General features: G+C 60.5%; 15 protein-coding genes and 4 pseudogenes. 14 read left to right on the plus strand and 5 right to left on the minus strand.

Annotated elements, in window-relative coordinates; translation table 11 throughout:
* Positions 1–152 precede the first annotated feature (152 nt).
* Together ACQVLG_RS07830 and ACQVLG_RS07835 are read left to right on the plus strand one after the other, a co-directional pair.
* A complete protein-coding gene (locus tag ACQVLG_RS07830; RefSeq protein WP_474293810.1) occupies positions 153–995 on the plus strand; it encodes a YDG domain-containing protein in 843 nt (280 codons plus the stop codon).
* 71 nt (positions 996–1,066) lie between these two features.
* Positions 1,067–2,701, plus strand: coding sequence for a ShlB/FhaC/HecB family hemolysin secretion/activation protein (locus tag ACQVLG_RS07835; RefSeq protein ID WP_474293812.1), 1,635 nt, complete (start codon positions 1,067–1,069; stop codon positions 2,699–2,701).
* A gap of 433 nt (positions 2,702–3,134) precedes the next feature.
* Here the strand turns inward: ACQVLG_RS07835 and glmU are convergent, their stop codons facing one another.
* Positions 3,135–4,511, minus strand: a complete 1,377-nt coding sequence (glmU, locus tag ACQVLG_RS07840) for a bifunctional UDP-N-acetylglucosamine diphosphorylase/glucosamine-1-phosphate N-acetyltransferase GlmU (protein WP_230540095.1) — start codon at positions 4,509–4,511, stop codon at positions 3,135–3,137.
* A gap of 27 nt (positions 4,512–4,538) precedes the next feature.
* Here glmU and ACQVLG_RS07845 point away from each other — a divergent pair, with 27 nt between their 5' ends.
* The 5 genes and pseudogenes from ACQVLG_RS07845 to ACQVLG_RS07865 all read left to right on the plus strand — a co-directional run bounded on the left by ACQVLG_RS07845 (position 4,539) and on the right by ACQVLG_RS07865 (position 7,775).
* A complete protein-coding gene (locus ACQVLG_RS07845) occupies positions 4,539–5,444 on the plus strand; it encodes a DUF6279 family lipoprotein (RefSeq protein WP_474293814.1) in 906 nt (301 codons plus the stop codon).
* Between the two features lie 69 nt (positions 5,445–5,513).
* Positions 5,514–6,173: a 16S rRNA (guanine(966)-N(2))-methyltransferase RsmD gene (rsmD, locus tag ACQVLG_RS07850; RefSeq protein WP_474293816.1), complete on the plus strand. Its 660-nt coding sequence runs from the start codon at positions 5,514–5,516 to the stop codon at positions 6,171–6,173.
* 112 nt (positions 6,174–6,285) lie between these two features.
* A pseudogene (gene coaD, locus ACQVLG_RS07855) lies at positions 6,286–6,784 on the plus strand (pantetheine-phosphate adenylyltransferase).
* A gap of 14 nt (positions 6,785–6,798) precedes the next feature.
* Entirely contained in the window at positions 6,799–7,065 is a 267-nt protein-coding gene (locus tag ACQVLG_RS07860) for a YfhL family 4Fe-4S dicluster ferredoxin (RefSeq protein ID WP_077398358.1), read from the plus strand.
* A 113-nt stretch (positions 7,066–7,178) separates the two neighbouring features.
* Positions 7,179–7,775 carry a chalcone isomerase family protein gene (locus tag ACQVLG_RS07865; protein ID WP_474293818.1) on the plus strand — a complete coding sequence of 199 codons (597 nt, stop codon included), beginning with the start codon at positions 7,179–7,181 and terminating at the stop codon, positions 7,773–7,775.
* Between the two features lie 66 nt (positions 7,776–7,841).
* Here the strand turns inward: ACQVLG_RS07865 and ACQVLG_RS07870 are convergent, their stop codons facing one another.
* Complete coding sequence (locus tag ACQVLG_RS07870) at positions 7,842–8,147, minus strand: hypothetical protein (RefSeq protein WP_070218913.1); 306 nt, start codon at positions 8,145–8,147, stop codon at positions 7,842–7,844.
* A 197-nt stretch (positions 8,148–8,344) separates the two neighbouring features.
* On the opposite strand from ACQVLG_RS07870, the gene ACQVLG_RS07875 reads away from it, so the two are divergent.
* Positions 8,345–9,325 (plus strand): LysR family transcriptional regulator, encoded by a 981-nt coding sequence (locus ACQVLG_RS07875; protein ID WP_034752642.1) that lies wholly within the window; start codon positions 8,345–8,347, stop codon positions 9,323–9,325.
* 138 nt (positions 9,326–9,463) lie between these two features.
* Here the strand turns inward: ACQVLG_RS07875 and ACQVLG_RS07880 are convergent.
* Both ACQVLG_RS07880 and ACQVLG_RS07885 read right to left on the minus strand, forming a co-directional pair.
* A pseudogene (locus tag ACQVLG_RS07880) lies at positions 9,464–11,027 on the minus strand (methyl-accepting chemotaxis protein).
* A gap of 205 nt (positions 11,028–11,232) precedes the next feature.
* Positions 11,233–11,688 (minus strand): Lrp/AsnC ligand binding domain-containing protein, encoded by a 456-nt coding sequence (locus ACQVLG_RS07885; RefSeq protein ID WP_010393827.1) that lies wholly within the window; start codon positions 11,686–11,688, stop codon positions 11,233–11,235.
* A gap of 207 nt (positions 11,689–11,895) precedes the next feature.
* On the opposite strand from ACQVLG_RS07885, the pseudogene putA reads away from it, so the two are divergent.
* A pseudogene (gene putA / locus ACQVLG_RS07890) lies at positions 11,896–15,554 on the plus strand (trifunctional transcriptional regulator/proline dehydrogenase/L-glutamate gamma-semialdehyde dehydrogenase).
* 76 nt (positions 15,555–15,630) lie between these two features.
* Here the strand turns inward: putA and ACQVLG_RS07895 are convergent.
* Positions 15,631–16,391: pseudogene (locus tag ACQVLG_RS07895) on the minus strand (5'-methylthioadenosine/adenosylhomocysteine nucleosidase).
* Positions 16,392–17,877: 1,486 nt separating this feature from the next.
* Here ACQVLG_RS07895 and ACQVLG_RS07900 point away from each other — a divergent pair.
* From ACQVLG_RS07900 to ACQVLG_RS07920, 5 genes are all read left to right on the plus strand, one after another.
* Complete coding sequence (locus ACQVLG_RS07900; RefSeq protein WP_474293821.1) at positions 17,878–19,503, plus strand: GMC family oxidoreductase; 1,626 nt, start codon at positions 17,878–17,880, stop codon at positions 19,501–19,503.
* A gap of 133 nt (positions 19,504–19,636) precedes the next feature.
* Complete coding sequence (locus ACQVLG_RS07905; RefSeq protein ID WP_474293823.1) at positions 19,637–20,407, plus strand: ABC transporter ATP-binding protein; 771 nt, start codon at positions 19,637–19,639, stop codon at positions 20,405–20,407.
* Positions 20,407–21,129, plus strand: a complete 723-nt coding sequence (locus ACQVLG_RS07910) for an ABC transporter ATP-binding protein (RefSeq protein WP_474293825.1) — start codon at positions 20,407–20,409, stop codon at positions 21,127–21,129. Before ACQVLG_RS07905 ends, ACQVLG_RS07910 begins: the two co-directional genes overlap by 1 nt.
* Before the next feature lie 70 nt (positions 21,130–21,199).
* Positions 21,200–22,408: an ABC transporter substrate-binding protein gene (locus ACQVLG_RS07915; RefSeq protein ID WP_230540104.1), complete on the plus strand. Its 1,209-nt coding sequence runs from the start codon at positions 21,200–21,202 to the stop codon at positions 22,406–22,408.
* Positions 22,409–22,567: 159 nt separating this feature from the next.
* Positions 22,568–23,452 carry a branched-chain amino acid ABC transporter permease gene (locus ACQVLG_RS07920; protein WP_230540105.1) on the plus strand — a complete coding sequence of 295 codons (885 nt, stop codon included), beginning with the start codon at positions 22,568–22,570 and terminating at the stop codon, positions 23,450–23,452.
* Positions 23,453–23,471 lie beyond the last annotated feature (19 nt).

Raw genomic sequence — 23,471 nt, forward strand, 5'->3', positions numbered from 1 at the left:
AAAGTCTACGACGCGACCAATCAAGCCACCCTGACGGGCACGGCCACGGTGCTGGCGCTGGGCGACGACCAGCTCGGCGTGACGGCGGCAACGCAGCGTTTGCCGACAAGCACGCCGGCAACGGTAAAAAGGTCACTGTCAGCGGCTTCAGTTTGCAAGGCGCTGACGCGGCCAACTATGACCTGGTGCAGCCAGGCAACGTCACGGCCGATATCGCCAAGGCCAGCGTGGTCGTCACCGGCGTGGGCGCGGCCAACAAAGTCTACGACGCGACCAATCAAGCCACCCTGACGGGCACGGCCACGGTGCTGGCGCTGGGCGACGACGACTTGCGCGTGGCGGGCGGCAACGCAGCGTTTGCCGACAAGCATGCCGGCAACCGTAAAACCGTCACCCTCGGCGGCTTCAGCCTGCAAGGCGCGGACGCAGCCAACTATGAACTCGTGCAGCCAGGCAATATCACGGCTGACATCGCCAAGGCCAGCTTGCTCTACACGGCCGCGCCCGTGACCTTGACGGGTGGCCGCACGCCCGATGGCTTGAGCGGCAAGGTCAGCGGCCTGCTGGGCAGCGACACCCTGGCGGATGCCACCAGCGGCATCCTGGCCTGGACCAGCCCGGCCACGGCCAGCAGCCCGGCCGGCAACTACGCCATCACCGGTAGCGGCCTGAGCTCGACCGACTATGCCTTCGTGCAAGCCGGGGGCAATGCCAGCGCGCTGACGTTGCAGTCGGCGACCCTGCCGCCGCCGGCCCAGGCAGCCGTGGTGCAATTGCAGGCGCAAGTGCTGGGCAGCTTTGCCGACACGCGTCCCGGCACCTTGGCCGCCGCGCCGACCATCACCATCACGCAGACGGATGTCCCGGCCGCCAATGCTGGCGCCAGCAATGCCTTGCCGAACACCACCATGCAGATCGGCAGCCGCGGCCCGGCCCTGCAAGTCGTCTTGGGCGGCGTCAAGCTGCCCGCCAACATGCTTAACGTAAATCAATAACACCATGACTTATTCATCGATTCCGCGACACCTGATGCAACAACCGTTGCTGTCCCTGCTGCTGCTGGCCTTTGCGCCATGCGCCCGCCGCCCAAACCACCCCGGTGGTGCCCGACGCGGGCGCCATCCTGCGCCAGTTGCAGCCGGCCACGCCCGCCAATGCGCCCGCCAGTGCGCCGGCGCTGCGCATCGAACAGAAAGAGGGCTCGCCGCTGCCCGCCAGCGCGCCATTTCTCGTCACGCGCATCGACATCGCCGGCAACGGCGCGTTCGATGCGGCCACCTTGCAAGCGCTGGTGGCCGATGCCCGCGGCACCACGCTGACCTTGGAGCAGCTGGGCGAACTGGCCGCCCGCATCACCAGCTACTACCGCGTCAACGGCTATCCGCTGGCGCGCGCCATCGTGCCCGCCCAGACCATCCGCCAGGGCACCGTGCGCATCGAAGTACTCGAGGCGCGCTATGGCCAGGTCGGCATCGACAACCGCAGCGATGTCAGCGACGCCTTGCTGAACGCCACGCTGGCGCCCTTGCAAACGGGCCAGACCATCGGCCAGGCGGAACTCGACCGCAGCTTACTGTTGCTGTCCGACATCCCGAATGTCGCCATCACGGCCACGCTCAAGCCCGGCGCCGAGGTCGGCAGCTCCGACCTGCTGGTCGATGCCTGGTCCGGTCCTGGCGTGGCCGGCAATGCTTTCCTCGACAACAATGGCAACCGTTACACGGGCCGCGCCCGCCTTGGTGCCACCGTGTACCTGTACAACCCGCTGCACCAGGGCGACGTGGCCAGCGCCAGCGTGCTCAGCTCGGGCAAGGGCATGTCGTATGCGCGTCTCGGCTATGATTTGCTGCTGAACGGCGCCGGCACGCGCGCCGGGGTGGCCATGTCCGCCTTGCGCTACCGCCTGGAAGGCGCCATGCGCCCGCTGGAAGCGCATGGCACGGCCCAGGTCGCCAGTGGCTGGCTGCGCCATCCGCTGCTGCGCAGCCGCGATGCGAATATGTATCTGCAGCTGCAATATGACCAGGTGCACTTGCGCGACCGCATCGACACCAGTGCCATGCGCAGCGACCGCCGCCTGGATAACCTGGGCGCGACCCTCAGCGGCGACGTGCGCGATGCGACCCTGGCTGGCGCCATCACCAGTTGGAGCGTGGCCGCCACCGCTGGCAAGCTCGACATCAGCGACCCGCTGGCGCGCCTGAACGACGCCTACAGCGCGCGCAGCCATGGCACTTACGCAAAATGGAACGTCAACCTGTCGCGCCTGCAAAACCTGGACCAGCGCAATGCCGTGTACCTGGCCATCGCCGGGCAATGGGCCGATAGCAACCTCGATTCGTCCGAAAAGATGAGCGTAGGCGGGCCCTACACGGTGCGCGCCTATGACGTGGGCGTCGCTGCTGGCGACCTCGGCTACTTCGGCAGCGCGGAATGGCGGCATGACCTCGATACCGGCAGCGCCGGGCAATGGCAAGCCGTGGCCTTCCTCGACAGCGCGCGCGTGACGGTCAACCAGCAGCGCTGGTCGGCAGGCCCGAACAGCGCGCGCCTGCACGGCGCCGGGCTGGGCGTGAACTGGGCGGACGGACAGCAGTGGAATGCCCGCGCGTATGTCGCCAAGCCCATCGGCGGCACGCCGGTCCTGCTGGCTTCGCGCAGCTCCGCCCGCCTGTGGGTCGAGCTGAATCGCCGTTTCTGATGCGGCAGCAACAGCCGGAAGCCATGCTTCCGGCTGTTGCTTGATCCAACGCAATACTTACCCACCAGCTTTCCACCGCCTATGCACGGCTTTTCCACAGCCTTACCCACAGAGCAAGCTCAGGCCGATGACAGGCACGACTGCTTATCCCTACTTATGCAAAGGCTATGCAGTGCTTATCCGCAGGCTTACACACAGACTTATCCACAATTAACGGGTAAACCGGCTTACACGACCGTAAAATGACGAAAATCGGAGGGAAGGGGGAGGACAGGCGCATGACAGGCGAAGCCAGCCATCTTACGCACAGCTTGTACGCAGGCTTGCCCACATGCTTATCCCATACTTGCTGATGGGCTTACCCACATAGTTATTATCCAAATAAAAAAGGCAGGCCGCAAGGCCTGCCCGTGTGCCAGCGCCGACGCCAGCCTTACTTCTTGATCTTGACGGGACGCGTCCAGCCGTCGATGGTCACCTGCCGCGCGCGCGACACCGTCAGCTTGCCGGCCGGCGCATCTTTCGACAAGGTCGTGCCGGCGCCCAGGGTGGCGCCCTTGCCGACGGTGACGGGGGCGATCAGCTGGCTGTCGCTGCCGATAAAAGCGTCGTCTTCAATCACCGTGCGGAACTTGTTCACGCCATCGTAGTTGCAGGTGATCGTGCCGGCGCCGATGTTGACCTTCGAACCGATGGTGGCGTCGCCGATGTAGGCCAGGTGGTTGGCCTTGCTGTGGGCGGCGATCTGGCTGTTTTTCACTTCGACGAAGTTACCCACATGCACGTCTTCCGCCAGGACCGTGCCCGGGCGCAGGCGCGCGTAGGGGCCGATGATGGAAGCGGCGCCGACGACGGCATCCTCGATATGGCAGAAGGGCTTGATGTGCGCGCCGGCGGCCACGGTGGCATTGATGATGACGTTGTTGGCGCCCACGCGCACGCCGTCGCCCAGTTCCACGCGGCCTTCGAACACGCAGCCGACGTCGATGGTGACGTCGCGGCCGCAAATGAGTTCGCCGCGCACGTCGATGCGGGCGGGATCGAGCAGGGTCACGCCCCGTTCCAGCAAGGCTTGCGCGATATTGTTCTGGTGGATGCGCTCCAGCTGGGCCAGCTGCACCTTGCTGTTGACGCCCGCCACTTCCCACACGGCGGCCGGGTGGGCCGAGGTGACGGCCACGCCGTCGGCGACGGCCTGGGCAACGATATCGGTCAGATAGTATTCCCCTTGGGCATTATTGTTCGACAGGGACGACAGCCATTGCTTCAGGGGCACGGTGGGCGCGACCATGATGCCGCTGTTGATTTCGCGGATGGCGCGCTCTTCTGGCGTGGCATCCTTTTCCTCGACGATGCGCACGATGGCGCCATGCTCGCGCACGATGCGGCCCAGGCCGAAGGGATCGTCCTGTTCCACGGTCAAAATAGCCAGCTTGTCCTTGCCGGCCGCCTGCACCAGCTGCTGCAGGGAAGCGGCGCTGGTCAGCGGCACGTCGCCGTACAGGATCAGGGTCGGTACGCTGTCATCGAGCAAAGCCACGGCTTGCTGCACCGCATGGCCGGTGCCCAGCTGCTGCGTTTGCTCGGCCGCGTCGACCGCCAGGCCTTGGCTGGTCTTGTAGCCGTCAAGCAACTTCAGCACCGCAGCGCCCCCATGCCCGTAAATCACGCATAATCGGGACGGCGCCAGGCTGCGCGCCGTATCGATCACATGCGACAGCAGCGGCTTGCCAGCCAGCGGGTGCAGTACTTTTGGCAGCGCCGACTGCATGCGTTTCCCCATACCGGCGGCGAGAATGACAACGTTCATAGACCGTAATTTTTATAAGTTAAGAATATGAAAAAGTTTAACACGCAGGCCCCGTCTTCCACGCCCTTCCAGCGGTTTACTTATGCCGTGCTGGCCCTCATGCTGGTCGTCATGGCCGGCTGCAGCGGCTTGCGCCTGGCCTACAACAATGGCGATACCGTGCTGTACTGGTGGCTGAACGCGTATGTCGACCTGGACCGCGACCAGAAGGGCTGGGTGCGCGAGGATATCGACAAGCTGTTCGACTGGCACCGCAAGACGCAATTGAAGGATTACGTGGATATCCTGCGCACGGGCCAGAAACAGTTGCAGGGCAATATCACGCAGGCGGACCTGATGGCCGACTACGGCGAAATCAAGCAGCGCACCCAGGCACTGCTGCTGAAGGCGGCGCCGGATCTGGCCGACCTGGCCCGTTCGCTCAAGCCCGAGCAAATTGCGCAGATGGAAAAGAAGTTTAAATCGAACAATGATGATTATCGCAAGAAATACCTGAGCGGCGACCAGGAGAAGCGCCAGAAACTGCGCTACAAGAAAGCCATGGAGCAATTCGAACTGTGGTTCGGCAGCTTCAGCAGCGAGCAGGAAGCCCTCATCCGCAAGGCGTCCGACGCGCGTCCGCTGAACAATGAGATCTGGCTCGACGAACGCATGCGGCGCCAGCAGAACGTATTGAACCTGGTCAAGAAAGTCCACCAGGAAAAGCTCGGCAAGGACGCCACCGTGAGCCTGATCAACACCCTGATCAAGGACAGTTTCGAGCGCCTCGAACATTCCGAGCGCAAGGCCTTTTTTGACGCCTACGAAAGCAGCACGGCGCAGATGGTCTTGACGGTCATCAAGATCGCCACGCCAGCGCAAAAGGCCCACGCCGTCAAGCGCATGCAGGGCTGGATCGACGATTTCAATTCCCTGGCCACGCAAGCCAAATAGCCAGGCAGCGCCAGCAGGGGGGAGGGGGCCATATGCTATAGTGGCCGCCACCGAATTGAAGAAATACCCATGCAAAAGAAAATTAAAAAACCCGCCAAAGTCCCCGTCCACCACGCGCCGCCACCGAACCAGGTGCGCATCATCGGCGGCCAGTGGAAGCGCTCCGTGCTGCCTGTTTTGCAGGCACTGGGCTTGCGCCCGACGCCGGACCGCGTGCGCGAAACCGTCTTTAACTGGATTAATCACTTGCGCGACGGCGACTGGGCCAACGCCCAGGTGCTGGACCTGTTCGCCGGCAGCGGCGCGCTGGGCTTCGAAGCGGCCAGCCGCGGCGCGGCGTCCGTCACCATGGTCGATACGCACACGCCCGTGATCCGCCAGCTGGAAGAAAACAAGGTGAAATTGCGCGCCGACAATGTCCAGCTGCTGCGCGGCGACGCCCTGCTGACGGCGCAAGGGCTGGCAGCGCGCGGCCAGCGTTACGACCTGATCTTCCTCGATCCGCCCTACCAGCAGGATTTCCTGGCAAAAGTGTTGCCGCTGTGCGCCAACCTGCTCAAGGAAGGCGGCATGGTGTATGCGGAATCGGGCTTGCCGCTGGTCTTCGATGAAACCAGCGCACTGGAAAAGCCCGAGTGGATGGCGCCATGGGAAGTCATCCGCGCCGACAAGGCGGGCACCGTTTATTATCATTTGCTAACTTACAACAAAGTACTGGCAACTGCCTGAATCTGCCTATAAATGAGGCAAAAAAGCTCCCTGGCCCGAGGCGCGGCACCAAGGTGGTCACCAATTTCAGGCATAATGCGCGTCTATATTGGTGCATCATCAGGGAGCCGCAATGGTTGTAGCCGTTTATCCAGGAACATTCGATCCGCTCACGCGCGGTCATGAAGATTTGGTGCGCCGCGCATCGGGCCTGTTTGACAAGCTGATCGTCGGTGTGGCCGACAGCAAGAACAAGCAACCGTTTTTTCTCGCTCGACGAACGCCTGGAAATCGCCAACGAAGTGCTCGGCCACTATCCGAACGTGCAAGTGGAAAGCTTTTCCGGCCTGCTCAAGGATTTCGTGCGCAAGCACGAGGCGCGCGTCATCGTGCGCGGCTTGCGCGCCGTTTCCGACTTCGAATACGAATTCCAGATGGCGGGCATGAACCGCTACCTGCTGCCCGATGTCGAAACCATGTTCCTGACGCCGTCCGACCAGTACCAGTTCATTTCGGGCACCATCGTGCGCGAAATCGCGGCGCTGGGCGGCGACGTCTCCAAGTTTGTCTTCCCCTCGGTGAACCGCTGGCTGCAAAACAAGATTGCCGCCAACGCTGCCTCATCGCAATAAGTAAGAGTGAAATCATGGCATTACTGATCACCGACGAATGCATCAATTGCGACATTTGCGAGCCCGAGTGCCCGAATGACGCGATCTACATGGGCGCGGAAATCTACGAAATCGATCCCAACAAGTGCACCGAATGCGTGGGCCACTTTGACGAGCCGCAATGCCAGCAAGTGTGCCCTGTCAGCTGCATCCCCTTCAATCCCGCCTGGCGCGAAAGCCCGGAGCAATTGATGGCCAAGTACGAACGCCTGCAGGCGGAACTTCCCGCCGCCAAAGCCTAAGCTTTTCTTCCGCGCCACTTCCGGGCCACGTCTGCGTGGCGCCAGCTTCTGCCAACTGTTCTACACTGTGTGCTGACTTATCCACAGCCCATGTTTCTCCACGGAGGCAGAAGATGCAAATAAGCACATCCCGTTTGGGCCGCTCCCTGGCTTGTGCCTGCCTGTGCGCCGTCTTGGCACAAGCGGCGCTGGCCGTCGAGGTGGGCGGCGTCAAGCTGGACGAGACGGTGCAGCTGGCCAGCCGCGAGTTGAAACTCAACGGCGCCGGCGTGCGCTACAAGGTCATCTTCAAGGTCTACACGATCGCGCTGTACCTGCCGGAAAAGAAAACCCAGCTGGAAGATATCCTGGCGCTGCCCGGGCCGCGCCGTCTGGAAATCGTCATGCTGCGCAATATCACCTCCGACGAGCTGGGACAGGCGTTCATGCAGGGCTTGAAGCGCAGTTCCGACCAGGCCGACCGCACGCGCCTGCTGAGCCAAACGATGCAATTCGGCGCCATGTTCGCCATGGTGCCCGGCCTGAAGAAGGGCGACATTCTCACCGTGGACTGGCTGCCGGAAGAGGGCACGTTGTGCAAGCTGAACGGCAAACAGGTGGGCGACACGGTGCCGGACCTGGCCTTTTACAATGCGCTGCTGAAAATCTGGATCGGCGCCCATCCGGCCGACACGCTATTGCGCGCGCATTTGCTGGGCGACATGGCGTAATCGGCTGGCGGCAGGCGTAAAAAAAGCCGGCGCAGGCCGGCTTGTCATTTTGCAACAGTTGCTCGCTCAGGCACGCGTCGACAGGGCGCGCAATTCGGCGGCATTGCTTGGCGACACGCCATCCATCTTGCCCAGAGTGCGTTGCAAGGCTTGCGCTTCGCGCATCTGCTGGCGCGCCAGGCGCTCTTCGCGGCTCAGCTTGGGACGCACCACCAGCACCATGGCGCGGGCGATGCCCACCAGCAATGGCTTGAACAGCAGGGCGAAGGCGCCCACGGCGACGATCACCAGCACGAGTTGCAGGGCGTTCAGCAGGGAAATCTCCAGCACGGGTGCGGATACTGCGTACAGGGCGGAGGCGAAGGTAGACATACTGTTCCAGTGCATTATAGAATTTGCCAGTACTATAGTGCAGTGCAACATATAAATCTAATTCCATTTCTTGATACCAATTATATGAATCGTGAATGGAAAACTGTAATATTTTTTGACGAGTGAAAATATTCGTGCCCGGCGCGGTTTACACTCTTAACTAAATATCTGAATTCAACTTTTATCTTGGGCTTTCCATGAGTTTTCTGACGCTGGATCTGAACTTGCTGCGTGTTTTCGACGCCGTCATGACGGAACAAAACCTGACGCGCGCAGCGGGCCACCTGGCGATGACGCAGCCGGCGGTATCGAACGCCATCAAACGCCTGCGCGAAAGCCTCGGTGACGAATTACTGATCCGCACGGCGTATGGCGTGAAACCCACGCCCCGCGCCGAAGCGCTGTGGCCGTCCGTGCGCTCGGCCCTGGCCAGCCTGGAAGCGGCCGTCACGCCGGAAACCTTCGACGTGTCGAAGACGCACGCCACCTTCCGCATGGCCATGGCCGATGCGACGGCCGCCTTCTGGCTGCCCTCCCTGATGCGCTCGATCGAACGGGAAGCGCCGGGCGTCAACGTGCGCATGATGCCGCTGACCACGCGCGAGCCGCGTCCGATGCTGCTGCGCGGCGACATCGACCTGGCCGTGGGCTTCTTTCCCGGCGTGGCGGCGCAATTGTCGAGCGAAACGGGTTCACCCATCCGCCACGAGCGCCTGTATTCCGGCAAATATGTATGCGTGATGCGGCGCGGCCATCCGTTGGCCGACAAGGAATTGACCCTGGATAACTATTGCGCGGCGAACCATTTATTGGTGAGCTTTTCCGGCCGCGCGCATGGCTTGATCGACGAAGCGCTGTCGCAGATCCACCGCGAACGGCGCATCTTGCTGACGGTCAACCAGTTCTTCACGGCCGGCAGAGTCGTCGCCAATTCCGACCTGATCACCGTCTTGCCGCGCCATCTGATCGCCTCGACGGGCATGACGGAATCCCTGCTGTACAAGGATTTGCCGTTGACCTTGCCGGCCGTCCACCTGGACATGCTGTGGCACGAGCGCGACGCCCGCAGCCCCGCCCACAAGTGGCTGCGCAACCACCTGGAAAGCATGAACACGCCCACGTTACGGACGGCCACGGCGGCCGGCGGCGGCGTGGCGCCGAAGCCCCATATCGAGTGAAAAAATTAGCGGCACGAACGTCTGAGAAAATCGTAGCGAGCGGAAGTAAGTTGTGGCCGAGAAGCGGAACTGTGCTCTAGCACAGGGAGCATCGCAGGCCGCAAATGACGACGCGCAGTAGATTTAATCAGATGTTCATCATGCATGGCTGCTGGAGCGATAACCAATTCTAAAACCGCCCCAGTGCTTGCCCTCGACGTGGATGGGCACGGATAAATCGTGCATGACTTCGCCCGTGTCGCGTTTATAGGTCTGCAACAGGAAGGGCTTGGTGTTGCTGCCGCAGCGCTTGCCCGTACGGTCGCTGAAGATGCGCTTGGTGCGGTTATTCACCATATCGGTGGCGTAATCTCCCGTCAGCGGCTGGGAAAACTTCTTGTTGTGCGTTGGAAAATATCCATTGTTGTCGACGGCGCCCGCATACGCCAGGTGAGGTAATGCGGCCAGCACGCCTTCCTGCAGGTCCGGCAGCACCTTGTCCGTAAATGCATCGAACTTCGTGTTGTGCTTGGGCGGATTGGTATTCGGGATGGGCCGGTAATGGCGGTCGAACAGGGCTTCGCGCGTGATGCGGCCCGACGCGATCGCTTGCTCGAACAGTTTGCCCACCTCGCGCGCGGCGCGCTGGGCCGCCTCGCGGATCTCGTCGTGCGGCGTGGCCACGCTCGATTCGCCCAGGGCGCCGGCGATCGCTTCGCTTCGGCCCGCTCGGCCAGGGCCATGGCCGACTGCGTGGCGCGCGGCAATTCGGCTTCGTCGACAGCATGCTGTCGCGGATTTGCAGGATTGCATCGGCGATCAGCTGCGTCGTATCGACGTGTTCGCGCGAGGCGCGGGCGATCTGGCCGATCTCGTCCTCGGATTCGCCCGATGACTGCTCGATATGGCTGAGTGAGGCATGCACGCTTTCCACATTGCGCGCCGCTTCCGTGACACCGGTCGCGAGCGAACTCATGCCGCGCGCGGCTTTTTCCGCCTGTTCATTGATTTCGCGCACCATCACGCTGATTTCATCGGAGGCTTCCTTGGTGCGCTGCGCCAATTGCCGCACTTCGCCGGCCACCACGGCAAAACCGCGCCCGTGTTCGCCGGCGCGCGCCGCTTCGATGGCGGCGTTCAGCGCCAGCAAATTGGTGCGCGCGGAAATATCGGAAATGGCTTCCGTAAAGCCCGTGATGCGTTTGGATTTTTCCTGCAGGCTCAGCATGTTGCTGGACGCGCCTTGCGCTTCCTCGCGCGCGCTATTGATGCGGCGCAAGCCCTGGTCCACTTCGGCGCGCGCCGCCACGCTTTCCACGCGCACGCCGGCGGCCACCTTGGCGGCCCGTTCCGCATTGGCGGCGATCTTTTCCGTCATCGTGGCGTTCTGTCCGGAACTGTCGGCGATGTCGCTGGCCGTGCGCACGTCGAGTTCCACCTTCTGTTTGACGGAATCGACAAAATACGAGGTTTCCGCCGCGCCGATCATGATGGCATCGATGGCGTTGCCCACCGTGTCGGCAAACTGGTGCAAGCCCGGCTCGCCGCGCGGACGGCCGGCAAACGCCAGCAGCGCGGCGCCGATGGCGGCCGCCACGCAGGCAATCAGATACGGATGGTCGCCGCCCGACAGCAGCAGCAGATAGGCCAGGCAACAGGCGACGGCCATGGCCAGGATCGTGAATACAAAGAAACGCACCAGCTGATGCTGCAACTGCTTCATTTGTCCCCCGCTGCGCGAACCCGTCACGTCCCCGCCGAGGGGACGTGCTGTAACCGTATGCGGATGGGCACGATTGCCCACTGTGCACCCTGAAGTTACCGTCTGCGCGGCGTTTCAGGCGGCTACCGGATAGCAGAATTGTAGTTCTACCCTACAACATTTGTTCCGATAGCTCAATCAGAAAAGTGGGACGGCTACACCGAGGTCACTTAATCGGCAATTTGGTGGTGTTTTTGACCTCTTCCATGACGGCATAAGTGTGGGTTTCCCGCACACCTTTCTGCAACAGCGTCTTGCCCAGGAATTCGCGGTAAGCGGCCATGTCCTTGACGCGCGCCTTGACCAGGTAATCGAAACCGCCAGCGACCATATGACATTCCAGTACCTCTGGAATGATTTGTACGCTATGCTTGAAGGCGTCGAACACTTCCGGTGTCGTGCGATCGAGCACCACTTCGATGAACACCAGCAGCGACACGTCGAGCAGCTGCGGGTTCAACTGGGCCGTATAGCCCATGATGTAACCGGATTCGTGCAACTTGCGCACGCGCTCCAGGCAGGCGGCCGGCGACAGGTTCACGCGCGCGGCCAGCTCCACATTGCTGATGCGTCCATCGCTCTGCAATTCCATCAAGATTTTCTTACTGATCTTGTCCAGCATTACCATCACCCCCAAATTAATATTATTTGGTTAAATTGTCGCATCAAAAACTATCTATTGCTAGTCCCCTGTATTACCAGAATTAATCCATAAGAATCCCCTTTACAATCGAATCATCTTAACGTCCGACTTTCTGTATTTTTTTGCACCAAAAAAGAGCAAGAATTACGTCAGTTTTCGTCCCCTTTTTCCTTGTAAAGAGCACTTATGCACCCTGCAGGCCCCTCGGCTTTTACCCCGATTCCTTTTGCTGCGTTCCAGGCAGAAATCCTGCCCGAAGCGACACCCCAACGCGCCGCCATCACTGCCGCCTATAGGCGCGATGAGGTTTCCGCCGTGCAGTGGCTGTTGCAACAAGTGCGCCCCAGCAGCACCGAAAACGACGGCCGAGGACAAGCGCTGGCGCACCGCCTGGTGTCGAACGTGCGCCAAAAACGCACGCGCGCGTCCGGCGTCGATGCACTGATGCACGAGTTCTCGCTGTCGTCGGAAGAGGGTGTTGCATTGATGTGTCTGGCTGAAGCGCTGTTGCGTATACCCGACAGTCAAACGGCCGACCGTCTGATCGCCGACAAAATCAGCAAGGGCGACTGGAAGAAGCACCTGGGTGAATCGCCGTCGCTGTTCGTCAACGCGGCCACCTGGGGTTTGCTGATTACGGGCAAACTGGTCAGTACCAGCAGCGAATCGGGCCTCGGTTCGGCGATGACCAAGCTCATCGCCAAAGGCGGCGAACCGCTGATCCGCAAGGGCGTCGACCTGGCCATGCGCATGCTGGGCAACCAGTTCGTGACGGGCCAGACCATCGAAGAAGCGCTGAAAAACAGCCGCGAGAATGAAACCCGCGGCTACCGCTACTCATACGACATGCTGGGCGAGGCGGCCCTGACGCAAGCCGAGCCGACGCGGCCAATTACTACGCCTCGTACGAAACGGCGATCCACGCGATCGGCAAGGCCTCGAACGGGCGCGGCATCCGCAACGGCCCCGGCATTTCCGTGAAACTGTCGGCCCTGCACGCGCGCTACAGCCGCGCCCAGCGCGCCCGCGTCATGGAAGAATTGTTGCCAAAGGTCAAAGCGCTGCTGTTGCTGGCAAAACAGTACAACATCGGCTTCAACATCGATGCGGAAGAAACGGACCGCTTGGAACTGTCGCTCGACCTGATGGAAGCACTGGCTTTCGATACAGATTTGGCCGGCTTCGACGGCATCGGCTACGTGGTGCAGGCGTATCAGAAGCGCTGCCCGTTCGCCATCGATTACCTGATCGACCTGGCGCGCCGCAGCGGCCGCAAGTTCATGGTGCGCCTGGTGAAGGGCGCGTATTGGGATGCGGAAGTCAAACGCGCGCAAGTCGATGGCCAGGAAGGCTATCCCGTCTACACGCGCAAGGTCTACACGGACGTGTCTTACCTCGTGTGCGCGCAAAAACTGCTGGCCGCCAGCAGCCTGATCTACCCGCAATTTGCCACGCACAACGCGCAAACCCTGTCGACCATCTACACCTGGGCGAAACGCGACGGCATCACCGACTACGAATTCCAGTGCCTGCACGGCATGGGCGAGACCCTGTACGACCAGGTCGTCGGCCCCGACAACCTCGACAAGCCGTGCCGTATCTACGCCCCCGTCGGCTCGCATGAAACCTTGCTGGCCTACCTGGTGCGCCGCCTGCTGGAAAACGGCGCCAACTCGTCGTTCGTCAACCAGATCGTCGACGAAAGCGTGGCCATCGATAGCCTGATCCGCGATCCCCTCGAGCAGGCACGCCTGCAGGGCGGCTTGCCGCACCCGTCGATTCCGTTGCCGCTGGACATGTTTGGCAGCGAGCGCAGGAACTCGGCCGGTCTGGACCTGTCGAATGAAGACACCTTGCGCACCCTGGCCACCGGCCTGGCCCAGCAGCAACAATGGCAGGCAGCGCCGCTGATCGATGGCGCCGTCAGCCTGAACGGCCCCACGCACATGCTGCACAACCCGGCCCAGCACGACGATGTCGTGGGCAAGGTCATGGAAGCCGGTCCGGCCGACGTGGAAACGGCGCTGGCCAGCGCCAGCGCGTATGCCATGGATTGGCAAACCACGGAACCATCGCTGCGCGCGCAAGCGTTGCAACGCGCGGCCGACCTGTTCGAAGAGCATCATATCGAGCTGATGGCCCTGGCCGTGCGCGAAGCGGGCAAGTCGCTGCCGAACGCCATTGCGGAAATCCGCGAAGCCGTCGACTTCCTGCGCTACTACGCGGCGCAGGTGGAACACGCGCCGAACACCCTGGCGCTCGGTCCCGTCACCTGCATCAGCCCATGGAATTTCCCGCTGGCCATCTTTACGGGCCAACTGGCCGCCGCCCTGGCCGCCGGCAACGTGGTGCTAGCCAAGCCGGCCGAGCAAACGCCGCTGATCGCCCACCGCGCCGTGCAATTGCTGCACGCGGCGGGCGTGCCGCGCGGCGCGCTGCAATTCTTGCCCGGCAGCGGAGAAGTCGTCGGCGCCGGCCTGTGCAATGACGCGCGCGTCAAAGGCGTGATTTTCACGGGTTCGACGGAAGTGGCGCAATTGATCAACCGCAACCTGGCCGCGCGCGCCGTGGCCGAAGGCATCGACCTTCCCCTGATCGCCGAAACGGGCGGCCAGAATGCCCTGATCGTCGATTCGTCCGCCTTGCCGGAGCAAGTGGTGCAGGACGTGATGTCGTCCGCTTTCGACAGCGCCGGCCAGCGCTGCTCGGCCTTGCGCGTGCTGTTCCTGCAAGCGGAAATCGCCGACAAGACTATCCACATGCTGAAAGGCGCCATGCAGGAATTGCGCGTTGGCAATCCTGACCGCCTGGCCACCGATATCGGTCCCGTCATCGATGCGGAAGCGCAAAGTAACTTGCTGGCCCACATCAACAAGATGAAAACCATGGCCATCGACCATTATTCGCTCGATTTGCCGACCGTCAAAGGCACGTTCGTCGCCCCGACCGTGCTGGAAATCAAGTCGCTGGCGCAATTGACGCAGGAAGTCTTCGGCCCCGTGCTGCACGTGATCCGCTACAAGCGGGCCGAACTGCCGCAACTGGTGCAATCGATCAACGACAGCGGTTACGGCTTGACCCTGGGCATCCATACGCGCATCGATGAAACCATCGATTTCATCACCCAGCGCGCGCACGTGGGCAATATTTATGTCAACCGCAACATCGTCGGCGCCGTCGTCGGCGTGCAGCCGTTCGGCGGCGAAGGCAAATCGGGCACCGGTCCGAAGGCGGGCGGGCCCCTGTATCTGAAACGCCTGCAGCGCAATGCGCCGGCCGGCGCGCAGCACCAGCGCCAGGCGCCGCCCGCGCTCGATGCGCTGACCGTGTGGGCCAAGATGCATGGCCACGACAAGGTCGAGCAACTGGCGCAGGAATACGCGCGCACCACCTTGCTGGGCAGCACCACCGTCTTGCCAGGCCCAACGGGCGAGCGCAACACCCTGAGCTTTGCCGCACGGGGCACGATCCTGTGCGCGGCGGCCACCTCCGGCACCCTGATGAACCAGCTGGCAGCCGTGCTGGCCACCGGTAACCAGGCCCTGGTGCTGGCGCAAACGCCGGAGTTGATCCCGGCCGACTTGCCGGCGGCGCTGAAAGACCGCATTCAGATCGTCAGCAGCCTGGAGTCGGTCAAGCAGGATTTCCAGATCGCCATGATCGAGCCAAGCCTTGATGGCCAGCTCAAACCGCTGCTGGCGGCGCGGGAAGGGGCCCTGGTGGGCACCATTGCGACCACGCAGGACGGTGCCATCCCCCTGTGGCGCCTCGTCGCTGAGCGGGCGCTGTGCGTGAATACGACGGCAGCGGGTGGTAACGCGAGTTTAATGATGCTCAGCGTCTAATATTTAAGCAGGTCATCAACGCAAAAAGGGCAGAACCAGTGGTTCTGCCCTTTTTTTATGCACGCTAGCTGAAAAATCAGCCGGCCAGGCGCTGGCACAATTGCTGGATCACCGTCAACGCGTACGGCGAGGCGACGGATTGCACGAAACGCATGAAGTCGACGGCGGCCTCCTCATTCGCGTTGTCGGAAATGGTGCGCATGACCGTAAACGGCACACCGAGTTCAAAACACACTTGCGCCACGGCGGCGCCTTCCATTTCGACGGCCAGCAGGTCCGGGATATCCGCTTTCAGCTGCTTGATATGCGCGGCGCTGCTGATGAACTGGTCGCCGCTGGCGATCAGGCCGCGGTGCACCTGCGCGTGCTGCAAGCCGAATTCCACGATATCGGCCGTCTTGAGCACGCTGGAAACATCGTCGCGCAGGAAATCTTCCGCGGCGCCAGCCAGTTGCGTGCTCAGTTCCAGATCCGTGGCGAAGCGCTGCAAGCCCGTCAGCGGCACTTCGAAGCGGGGAAACAGAGGGCGGGCGCGTCCATATCGTGTTGCAGCAACGATTCCGCCACGACGATATCGCCGACTTTCACGTGTTTATCCCCACTGCCGGCCACGCCGGTGAAGACGATGTGGGTAACTCCGTACTTTTCCACAAGGATAGAAGCTGTCATGGCAGCGGCAACCTTGCCCAGACGCGACAGGACGCACACAGCGTCGATATTCCACAGGGTTCCCAGGGTGTAGTCGCGCATGCCGTGCGAACGCCTCTGGGGGCCTTGCATGGCTTCTACCAGCCCCTGCTGTTCTTCGTGCAAGGCACTGATGATGCCTAAACGCATTTTTTTGTGTGAATTCATGCTGTTTTTACAGGTTTTTTGCATTGCAAGACGGTTTACAGGGTGAAAACAGCCGTTCAGGCGACTTTTCCACCGTGCGCGTTTGTCTCTGTGTTTTAAATAAAGATGTATACATAAAAATAGTAGTGATAGTAAACGGCCATTTTTTTGTGGATAAGTCGGTATACCGTCTAAAAATCATCGACTTAGCGCACAAAAAAGTAGGCGCACAAGCATTGTATCTACGGAGGACTTGTTTGGGATAAAAATTGGCTTGTGGACAAAGATCGACTTTTCCCACATCTCATCCTGTGGATATGCAGGCACTTATCCACATCACCAAGCAAAAATCGCGTTTTTTCTTGCTGCAGTGACATGTTTGACGGGATTTGCGTGCACGGATCCCTGTCTGGCAATGCATGTTGAGCGATCACGAACGCTGTTCTTTCGCGAACATTGGCGTCCAGGTGATTCCTGGAAGACGGTTTGGCAGTGGGTCGGGCTGTCGCCGTTGGCTTTTTTTTTGATGCTTTTTGCATGCTTTTTTGAAATATCCCCGGACTTCCGCTTTTTTTGTCGGTTTACAATAGATCTATATATAAAAATAGTAGTAATAGTAAACGCGTTTTTTTCTGTGGATAAGTCACTTTTTTTCAACAGGATCAACCGTTTACGCGCAAAATAAAGCGTGAATAATCGCTGTATCACGCGAGGAGCAAAATTGTATAAAATGCGGACCTGCGCATAACTTCGTGTTTACTCACAAGTCATCCTGTGGATATCAAGTGACTTATCCACAATCGCTTCAAATCCCCCCTCTTTTCGACACTGAATGGCTTGCTGGCACTGTGCCTGCTCAAGCCGGTTGACGTTTCCATTTTGCAAAACGGTTTGGCAGTGCTGTGCGCGTGATGCCGGCCGCGCCGGTTTTCGTTGCTCAGTTGTTGGCTGGATTTTTTTTTTGTCAGCCAAAGCAGTTCGGCGGTTTTTTTTGAAGACAGGCTTGCGAACCTTCCCGAAGGCGAAGGGCAGGCAAAGCGCGCGTTGTCGGGTTTACCTTAACAAGTTCGTATACAAGAATAGTAATAGTAGTTAACGGCGGCATCTTCTGTGGATAAGTCCCGATTTATCCTTGTAAACAATCGCTTGGCGTGCGGATAAGCGCTGAGTAAGCGTTGTATCTGCCCGGGATGGTTTTGGGATAAAAAAAAGTCATCCAAAAAAAATTTCGTTTACTCACATATCGTACCTGTGGATATCCATACGGTTATCCACAGATCGGAGCCCCTGTTTTGCCCGGTTTTTTGGGCTTGCCTTGACGTTTTTTCCTATCGCTTGCCACGATTAATGTCGCCCTGGCCCGGCACTGGTGGTAATCTCAATACGGCTCAGCAGCCATGCATGCATGAAGAAAGACAGACTCTGGTAGCGGAACGGGGCGGGGAGACACGCCGCGCGACAGCTTGATGGCATACCGAAAGGAGCTTCATTGGAATCGGCAGGCGAATACGACTACATCATCGTGGGCGGCGGCACGGCAGGTTGCGTGCTGGCCAATCGGCTCACGCGCGACAAGGATGCCAGTGTTTTGCTCGTGGAAGCGGGCGGCAAGGACGATTACGTGTGGATCCACATCCCCGTCGGCTATCTGCATTGCATCGGCAATCCGCGCACGGACTGGCTGTATTCCACGCAGGCGGACGCGGGACTGGGCGGACGCAGCCTGATGTATCCGCGTGGCAAAGTGCTCGGAGGCAGCTCGTCCATCAACGGCATGATCTATATGCGCGGCCAGGCCGGCGACTATGATCACTGGGCCGATCTGACGGACGACGCTTCCTGGCGCTGGGACAAAGTCTTGCCGCTATTTAAACAAAGCGAGGATTACTACGGCGGCGCGTCGGAAAACCATGGCGTGGGCGGAGAGTGGCGCGTGGAAAAGCAGCGCCTGTCGTGGGATATCCTGAACGCGTTCCGCGATGCGGCGCAGCAAGTCGGCATCCCGAAAACCAGCGATTTCAACGGTGGCGACAACAGCGGCAGCGCGTATTTCGACGTCAACCAGCGCCGCGGCGTCCGCTGGAATACCTCGAAAGCGTTTTTGAAGCCGGCGTCGCGCCGCCCGAACCTGACCATCATGACGGGTTGCCACGTGGAACGTCTGCTGCTGGAAACGACGGAATCGGGGCCGCGCTGCACGGGCATCGTGTTGACGGGCGGCGGCACGCAGTGGCAGGCGACGGCCCGGCGTGAAACTTTATTGACGGCGGGCGCCATCGGTTCACCCCAATTGCTGCAATTGTCCGGCATCGGCCCGGCCGCCTTACTGCGCGAACACGGTATCACGCCCGTGCTGGACTCGGCAGGCGTAGGCGGCAATTTGCAGGACCACCTGCAGCTGCGCATGGTCTTTAAAGTCCAGGGCGTCAAGACCTTGAATGTGATGGCCAGCAATATCGTGGGAAAAATGCAGATCGGCTTGCAATATGCGCTATTCCAGAGCGGGCCCATGTCGATGGCGCCGTCCCAGCTGGGGGCGTTTGCCAAGTCCGACCCGCAGCAAGCCACGCCAAACCTGCAATATCACGTGCAGCCCTTGTCCTTGGACAAATTCGGCGAACCCTTGCACGCGTTTCCCGCGTTTACGGCCAGCGTCTGCAATCTGCGCCCGACGTCGCGCGGCCACGTGCACATCGCGTCGGCCGACAGCTATGCGGCGCCAAAGATCGTGCCCAATTACCTGAGTACCGAGCAGGACCGCGCCGTGGCGGCCGACGCCTTGCGCCTGACGCGGGCCATCGCCGCCGCGCCGGCCCTGAAAAAGTTTGCGCCGCAGGAATATAAGCCTGGCGTGCAATTCCAGAGCCAGGAAGAGCTGGCGCAGGCGGCCAGCCAGATCGGCACCACCATCTTTCATCCCGTGGGCACCTGCCGCATGGGCGTGGCAGGCGATGCGGCGAGCGTGGTCGACAGCCAGCTGCGCGTGATCGGCGTGGCTGGTTTACGCGTCGTCGATGCCTCCATCATGCCCTACATTACTTCTGGTAATACGAACTCGCCCACCGTGATGATCGCGGAAAAAGCGGCGCAAATGATACACGCGGCCTGGAAATAGCCGGGCAAGCGTGCGAGTTTGCGCCATTCGGACTGGCGAAAAATCCCCGTAGTTATACTGTATTGTGCGTTAAATTTAAGTTGTGTATTATAAAAATGACTAAGTAGTACAAAAAGTACAACTAGGAGACACGATGTCAAACGTAATCTTGGAAACAAGAAATTTGACCAAGGAATTCAAGGGTTTCACCGCCGTGAGCGAAGTGAACCTGAAGGTAGAGCGGGGCCATATCCACGCCTTGATCGGTCCTAACGGCGCCGGCAAGACCACGTGTTTCAACTTGCTCACCAAATTCCTGGTCCCCACATCCGGACAGATCCTGTTCAATGGGAAAGATATTACGGCCGCCAAACCGGCCCAGATCGCGCGCATGGGCGTGATCCGTTCTTTCCAGATTTCCGCCGTCTTCCCGCATTTGTCCGTGCTGCAGAATGTACGCATCGGCTTGCAGCGCCAGCTCGGCACCTCGTTCCACTTCTGGCAAAGCGAACGCGCCTTGAACCAGCTCAACGACCGCGCCATGGCCTTGCTGGCCGAGGTCGACCTGACGGAATTTGCCGACACCATCACGGTCGACATGCCCTACGGACGCAAGCGGGCGCTGGAAATTGCCACCACCCTGGCGATGGAACCGGAAATGATGCTGCTCGACGAACCGACGCAAGGCATGGGCCACGAAGACGTGCACCGCGTCACCGAGCTGATCAAAAAAGTGTCGGTTGGCCGCACGATTTTGATGGTAGAACACAATATGAGCGTGGTTTCCGGCATCTGCGACAAGATTTCCGTCCTGCAGCGCGGCGCCATGCTGGCCGAGGGCAGTTACGCGGAAGTGTCGCGCAATCCGCAAGTGATGGAAGCGTACATGGGCACCACCCACGCCGAACTGGAAGGGGCACATTGATGACCGCTAGCAACAAGGCACCCGCGCTGGAAATTACGCAATTGCACACCTGGTATGGCGAATCGCACATCCTGCACGACGTGAACCTGAAAGTGGAGCAGGGCGAAGTGGTGACTTTGCTGGGCCGCAACGGCGCCGGCCGCACGACCACCTTGCGCGCCATCATGGGGCTGACGGGCGCGCGCACGGGTTCCATCAAAGTCAACGGCGCCGAAGCGATAGGTTTGGCCACGCACAAAATCGCCCACCTGGGCATCGGCTATTGTCCTGAAGAGCGCGGCATTTTCTCGTCGCTGTCGACCGAGGAAAACCTGCTGCTGCCGCCGACCCTGGCCAGCGGCGAGAAGGGCATGTCGGTCGAGGAAATCTACGCCATGTTCCCGAACTTGCAGGAGCGCCGCCACAGCCAGGGTACGCGATTGTCGGGCGGGGAGCAGCAGATGCTGGCCGTGGCGCGCATCCTGCGCACGGGCGCGCGATTGCTGCTGCTCGATGAAATTTCCGAAGGCCTGGCGCCCGTCATCGTGCAGGGCCTGGCGCGCATGATCACCACCCTGAAAGCGAAGGGATACACCATCGTCATGGTGGAGCAGAATTTCCGGTTTGCCGCGCCGCTGGCGGACCGGTTTTATGTGATGGAGCACGGTCAGATCGTCGAGACCTTTGCTGCATCCGAACTGGAAGCCAAGATGCCGGTATTGACCGAGCTGCTTGGCGTGTAATGCCCATGTAGTTCCGTATCGTCGTCGAGCAATCGTTTAAATAGCAAACAATAATCCCAACGGAGACACTATGAAACGTAACGCTATCGCCATTGCCACCGCCACTCTTTGCGCACTGGGCTTTTCCGCTGCCGCGCATGCCCAGGTATCGGGCGACACCATCAAGATTGGTTTTATTTCCGACATGTCGGGCGTGTATTCCGACGTCGACGGCCTCGGTGGCGCGGAAGCCATCAAGATGGCGATCGCCGATGCCGGCGTGGTATTGGCCGGCAAGAAGGTGGAATTCATTTCCGCCGACCATCAAAACAAGGCCGACATCGCCGCCTCGAAGGCGCGCGAATGGTTCGACCAGCAGGGCGTCGACATGCTGATCGGCGGCACCAATTCCGGCGCCAGCCTGGCCATGGCCAAGGTCGCGGCGGAAAAGAAGAAAATCTTCATTGCCATCGGCGCCGGCTCCTCGCGCCTGACGAATGAAGAGTGCACGCCGTACACCGTGCATTACGCCTATGACACGGTGGCACTGGCGCGCGGCACGGGCGGCACCATCGTCAAGCAGGGCGGCAAGAACTGGTATTTCATGACGGCCGACTACGCGTTTGGCCATTCGCTGGAAAAAGACACGGCCGAAGTCGTCAAGGCGGCCGGCGGCAAGGTGCTGGGCAGCGTCAAGCATCCGCTGGGCGCCTCGGATTTCTCGTCCTTCCTGCTGCAGGCGCAAGCGGCAAAGCCGCAAATCCTGGGCCTGGCCAATGCCGGTGGCGACGCCATCAACAGCATCAAGGCGGCCAACGAGTTCGGCTTGACGAAATCGATGAAACTGGCCGGCCTCTTGATCTTCATCAATGACATCCATTCGCTGGGCTTGAACCTGACACAAGGCATGTACCTGACGGACGGCTGGTACTGGGACTTGAATGCGGACACGCGCGCCTGGTCGAAACGCTATTTCGCCAAGATGAAGAAGGAACCGTCGATGCTGCAGGCGGCCGATTACTCGGCCGCGGCGAACTACCTGAAAGCCGTCAAGGCGATCGGCACGGATGACACCGAGAAAGTCATGGCGTATCTGAAGAAGACCAAGATCAACGACATGTTCACCCAGAATGGCGAAGTGCGTCCCGATGGCCGCATGGTGCACGACATGTATCTGATGGAAGTCAAGAAGCCGTCCGAATCGAAATATCCATGGGATTACTACAAGGTGGTCGCCACCGTGCCCGGTGCGCAAGCGTATGTGACCAAGGCTGAATCGAAGTGTTCGTTGTGGAAGTAATGCTGTAGCCACACCCGCGAAACGCCCGCTTGTGCGCGGGCGGTTCGTCCTGCACGCTTAGCCCGCAGGGTTCGCCTTGCGCCGCCGCACCCGTTTGCGGTGGCGCGTTTCCCTTGATACCACATCGCTATCCGGCGGTGCTTTTTATACTGTGATGCCATGGAAATTTTCGGCGTTCCAATACAAGCGATGATGAGCCAGTTGCTGCTGGGTCTCGTCAACGGCTCGTTCTATGCCATGTTGTCCCTCGGTCTGGCCGTCATCTTCGGCTTGCTCAACGTTATTAATTTCTCGCACGGCGCCATGTACATGATGGGCGCCTTCCTGGCCTGGATGGGCCTCAGCTATTTCGACATCAGTTACTGGGCCATGCTGGTCATCGCCCCGATCCTCGTCGGCCTGGTCGGCATCCTGATCGAAAAGACCATGCTGCGCTGGCTGTATAAACTCGACCACCTGTATGGCTTGCTGCTGACCTTTGGCATTACCCTGATCATGGAAGGCGTGTTTCGCTCCTTTTATGGCGTCTCGGGCCAGCCGTATGCCGTGCCCGAAGCGCTGGCCGGCGCGACGGATCTGGGTTTCATGATCTTGCCGAACTACCGCGCCTGGGTGGTGATCGCTTCGCTCTCCGTCTGCCTGGCCACCTGGTTCGTCATCGAAAAAACCAAATTAGGGGCCTACCTGCGGGCCGGCACGGAAAACCCGAAACTGGTGGAAGCGTTCGGCATCAACGTGCCGCTGATGGTGACCTTGACCTTCGGCTTCGGCGTGGCGCTAGCCGGTTTTGCCGGCGTGCTGGCTGCGCCGATCATCCAGGTCTCGCCGCTGATGGGCTCGAACCTGATCATCGTCGTGTTTGCCGTGGTGGTAATCGGCGGCATGGGTTCCATCATGGGCTCCATCCTGACGGGCCTGGGCCTGGGCGTGATCGAGGGCCTGACCCGCGTGTTCTACCCGGAAGGCTCGGCCACCGTGGTGTTCGTGGTGATGGTCATCGTGCTGCTGCTGCGTCCCGCCGGCCTGTTCGGCAAAGAAAAGTAATCCTCATCAGTCATGTATT

The sequence above is a fragment of the Janthinobacterium sp. TPC_1 genome (assembly GCF_056037845.1).

Coding starts and splice junctions, on each gene's coding strand:
- glmU (WP_230540095.1), bottom strand. CDS start 4,511: ATGAACGTTGTCATTCTCGCCGCCGGTATGGGGAAACGCATGCAGTCG.
- ACQVLG_RS07845 (WP_474293814.1), top strand. CDS start 4,539: ATGAAAAAGTTTAACACGCAGGCCCCGTCTTCCACGCCCTTCCAGCGG.
- rsmD (WP_474293816.1), top strand. CDS start 5,514: ATGCAAAAGAAAATTAAAAAACCCGCCAAAGTCCCCGTCCACCACGCG.
- ACQVLG_RS07860 (WP_077398358.1), top strand. CDS start 6,799: ATGGCATTACTGATCACCGACGAATGCATCAATTGCGACATTTGCGAG.
- ACQVLG_RS07865 (WP_474293818.1), top strand. CDS start 7,179: ATGCAAATAAGCACATCCCGTTTGGGCCGCTCCCTGGCTTGTGCCTGC.
- ACQVLG_RS07870 (WP_070218913.1), bottom strand. CDS start 8,147: ATGTCTACCTTCGCCTCCGCCCTGTACGCAGTATCCGCACCCGTGCTG.
- ACQVLG_RS07875 (WP_034752642.1), top strand. CDS start 8,345: ATGAGTTTTCTGACGCTGGATCTGAACTTGCTGCGTGTTTTCGACGCC.
- ACQVLG_RS07885 (WP_010393827.1), bottom strand. CDS start 11,688: ATGCTGGACAAGATCAGTAAGAAAATCTTGATGGAATTGCAGAGCGAT.
- ACQVLG_RS07905 (WP_474293823.1), top strand. CDS start 19,637: ATGTCAAACGTAATCTTGGAAACAAGAAATTTGACCAAGGAATTCAAG.
- ACQVLG_RS07910 (WP_474293825.1), top strand. CDS start 20,407: ATGACCGCTAGCAACAAGGCACCCGCGCTGGAAATTACGCAATTGCAC.
- ACQVLG_RS07915 (WP_230540104.1), top strand. CDS start 21,200: ATGAAACGTAACGCTATCGCCATTGCCACCGCCACTCTTTGCGCACTG.
- ACQVLG_RS07920 (WP_230540105.1), top strand. CDS start 22,568: ATGGAAATTTTCGGCGTTCCAATACAAGCGATGATGAGCCAGTTGCTG.